This window comes from Streptomyces alkaliphilus, from assembly GCF_014141535.1.
GTDB classification, from domain to species: domain Bacteria; phylum Actinomycetota; class Actinomycetes; order Streptomycetales; family Streptomycetaceae; genus Streptomyces; species Streptomyces alkaliphilus.
Window position 1 is genome coordinate 1 of sequence record NZ_VKHT01000744.1, and the last position, 2,613, is coordinate 2,613.

Consider the following 2,613-nt stretch of genomic DNA (forward strand, 5'->3'; position numbering starts at 1 on the left):
CCCACGCACCACCCCCCACTGCCTGCCCGACAGGAGTTCAGATGCGCCTGCGTCATGTCCGGAACCTGCTCTGCGCCCTGGTGGCCGCCGTACTGCTCGTACCGCTCACCTCGGGCACCGCCCGGGCCGCCAACACCTCCGAACCCGTCATCTTCGTGCACGGCTTCTCCGGCAAGAGCGGCCAGTTCTCCACGATGACCCAGAACTTCAGGGCGAACGGCTACGCCGACAACCAGCTGTACGTCTTCGGGTACGACTCGCTCCGGTCCAACGTCACCATCGCGCACCAACTGTCCGACTACATCGACGACGTCCTGAGGCGGACCGGCGCGAGCAAGGTCGACATCGTCACCCACTCCATGGGCGGCCTCTCCTCGCGCTACTACATCAAGCACCTCGGCGGCGCCGACCGGGTCGACGACTGGGTGTCGCTCGGCGGGCCGAACAACGGCACCGCGGTCGCGGGATTCTGCAACATCCTCATCACCTCCTGCGCGGAGATGAGCCTCGGGTCGAGCTTCCTGAAGAACCTCAACGCCGGTGACCCGACTCCGGGCAACGTCACCTACACCACCTTCCGCTCGCCCTGTGACCTCGTCATCGCCCCGATCAGCAGCACGATCCTCGAGGGCGCCGACAATCGCCGGACCGCCTGCCTCGGGCACATCGGAATGATCTCGAACACCGGCGTCATCAACGCCGTGCGCGAGGTCGTCTCCTGAGGTGACACACCCTCACCGGACCGTTTTTCGGCGGCTGTGCTCCGGACGTGTCACGACCGTGTCGTGAACCCGGCCCCCGACCGGGAACCGATGGTGGTGACGCGCGTGGATGACTAGGGTCGCTCACCGATGGAGGACGAGGAGTCAACCGACGGTCACGGGGGTGGAATCGGTGGAACGACGGATCCGACACGGCTGCGGCGCGCTGGCGCTGGGCCTGCTGCTGACGGTGGGTTGTACCGCCGGGGGCGATGAAGCGGACGACGGCTCCGGCGGGGGCGAGGTGCCGGAGGCCGGCGAGGGGGACGGCCTCGGCATCGTCCTCGACGCGGACCGTCTGCCGGTGAACCGCGCGCAGGCCGTCGAGTTGGCCGAGACGATCGTGGCGCGGCCGGAGACCTTCGGTCCCGGGTTCGTCGAGGTCCCGGACCGCGACGACGATCCGGGACAGTGGGCGGTGCTCGACGAGAACTGTGTCTGGGTGCGGGAGACCGTACCCGACGAGGTGCTGGCCGGCCTGACCGGCTACGCCGAGCTGCCGGCGGAGGAGGGCGCCGGTCCTCTGGGCGTGACCGTCGTGGTGACCGTGCACCGCGACGCCCGGAGCGCGGAGTGGCAGATGGCCGGGACCGTGGAGGACGCCCTGCGCTGCCCGGACCAGCAACTGCGCCCCGACGAGTGGGTGAGCGGACTCATCTCCCTCGGGATGGGGTTCGGGGAGATCGGCAACTTCTTCGCCGAGGACTTCCTCACCGAGACGGGGAGCTTCCACAGCGGGGAAGCGGGCGGCCCGCACGACTTCGAATGGATGCGTGCCCGCCTCGGCCCGCTCACCGTCGCGGTCTCGGCGAAGGGCGCGGAGGGCCGCACCCGCGAGGAGGTGACGGAGGCCGCCACGCGTGCTTCCGGCCTCATGCTGTCGAGGGCGGAGACCGAACTGGCGGGCGAGCCGGTCGGTATCGACGAGGGGGAGGGGAAGAAGAGGTGATCGAACCCCTGCGGCACGACGACCCGTCCAAAGCGGGCGGCCACCGCCTGCTGGGCAGGCTGGGCGCGGGTGGCATGGGCGTGGTGTACCTGGGACGGACGGAAGCCGGGGAGCTCGTCGCCGTCAAGATGGTGCGCGCCGGGTACGCCGGTGACGAGGGCTTCCGTGCCCGGTTCCGGCGTGAGGCGGAGATCGCCCGCCGGGTGGACAACCCCTGGACGGTACGGGTCCTCGGCGCCGACACGGAGGGCGAACGACCGTGGTTGGCGACCGCTTTCGTGGCCGGGCCCTCGCTCGCCGAGGCGGTGGACAGGTGCGGGCCGTTGGCCGAGCACGGCGTCCGCGTGCTCGGCCGGATACTCGCCGACGCCCTGGCCGCGCTGCACGGGAGCGGACTGGTGCACCGGGACGTCAAGCCCGGCAACGTCCTCCTGGGCCACGACGGACCCCGGCTGATCGACTTCGGCATCGCCCGCCCGACGGACCCCGGTGCCGCCCCCCTGACCGCGGACGGGGTGGTGGTCGGGACTCCCGGCTACCTCCCGCCGGAACAGGCCGAGGGCGGCGACCCCGGCCCCGCCGGTGACATCTTCTCCCTCGGCTGTCTGCTGGCCTGCGCGGCCACCGGGCGCCCTCCGTTCGGCACGGGCCCCGCCGACGCGCTGCTGTACCGGACCGTGCACGACGAACCCGACCTCGACGGGACGCCCGCGGGGCTGCTCCCGGTGCTGCGGGACTGCCTGGCGAAGGACTCGGACGGTCGTCCGGGAGCCCGGGAACTGATCCGTCGTCTCGCCGACGACCCCCGGTCCCCGCACCGACCGGTCGAGAGGGACGCCACGACCTGGCTGCCCGAGGACGTCGTGCGACTGATCGCGGCGCGTGCCGCGCGTTCCCTCGAAC

General features: G+C 71.3%; 3 protein-coding genes. All 3 read left to right on the forward strand.

The genetic code is table 11. The features are described from left to right. The first annotated feature begins 41 nt into the window (after positions 1 to 41). A complete protein-coding gene (locus FNQ90_RS19255; protein WP_182607515.1) occupies positions 42 to 722 on the forward strand; it encodes an esterase/lipase family protein in 681 nt (226 codons plus the stop codon). Between the two features lie 172 nt (positions 723 to 894). Then, positions 895 to 1,710, forward strand: a complete 816-nt coding sequence (locus FNQ90_RS27585; RefSeq protein ID WP_182607516.1) for a hypothetical protein — start codon at positions 895 to 897, stop codon at positions 1,708 to 1,710. Further along, a partial coding sequence (locus FNQ90_RS19265) for a serine/threonine-protein kinase (RefSeq protein WP_182607517.1) occupies positions 1,710 to 2,613 on the forward strand: 904 nt, incomplete at its 3' end. The genes FNQ90_RS27585 and FNQ90_RS19265, both read left to right, overlap by 1 nt.

What these genes read in the sequence shown, in the direction of transcription:
- FNQ90_RS19255 (WP_182607515.1), top strand. Translation starts at nt 42, where the DNA reads ATGCGCCTGCGTCATGTCCGGAACCTGCTCTGCGCCCTGGTGGCCGCC.